Source organism: Pseudomonas sp. KB_15 (genome assembly GCF_052114525.1).
Classification (GTDB): domain Bacteria; phylum Pseudomonadota; class Gammaproteobacteria; order Pseudomonadales; family Pseudomonadaceae; genus Aquipseudomonas.
In genome coordinates this window covers 1-648 of record NZ_JBFREX010000114.1, presented here as the reverse complement: position 1 = coordinate 648, position 648 = coordinate 1, and the positions used below count along the sequence as shown (strand labels likewise).

Genomic DNA, 648 nt, shown 5'->3' with positions numbered 1-648 from the left:
GCTCGGCCGCATTCCCGTGGTGGGCCCCATCTACACCAGCGTGAAGCAGGTCTCGGACACGCTGCTGTCGTCGTCCGGCAACGCGTTCCGCAAGGCGCTGCTGGTGCAGTATCCGCGCGAGGGGTCGTGGACCATCGCGTTTCTGACCGGCCGGCCCGGCGGAGACGTGCAGAATCACCTCCAGGGCGAATACGTCAGCGTCTACGTGCCGACCACGCCGAATCCGACCTCGGGCTTCTTCCTGATGATGCCCAAGGCCGACACCATCGAACTCGACATGACCGTCGACGCCGCGCTCAAGTACATCGTCTCGATGGGCGTCGTGGCACCGACGGAGCTGCCCCGCAAGTCCGGCACGCCGGGCCGTCCGGCGGATGCGGCCGAGGCCGCGGACACCGCTGAAGAGGCGGTTGCGGTCGCCGACTCGAACCCTACTCATTGAATTGCGCGCGGGCCGCCTCGCGGCCGCGCATTACCGGGAATTTCTCCTATGTCCTCCATGCGTACTCACTACTGCGGTCTGGTGACCGAACAACTGATCGGCCAGGAAGTGGCCCTGACCGGCTGGGTACAGCGCCGGCGTGACCACGGCGGCGTGATCTTCGTCGATCTGCGAGACCGCGAGGGCCTGGTGCAGGTGGTTTGCGA

Annotated in this window: 2 protein-coding genes; both read left to right on the top strand. The window is 66.5% G+C overall.

The window, feature by feature from the left end; all coding sequences use genetic code 11:
* On the top strand, positions 1–442 hold a 442-nt coding region (locus AB4Z35_RS29945), incomplete at its 5' end, for a DUF502 domain-containing protein (protein ID WP_442101150.1).
* Between the two features lie 57 nt (positions 443–499).
* A partial coding sequence (locus AB4Z35_RS29940; protein ID WP_442101151.1) for an OB-fold nucleic acid binding domain-containing protein occupies positions 500–648 on the top strand: 149 nt, incomplete at its 3' end.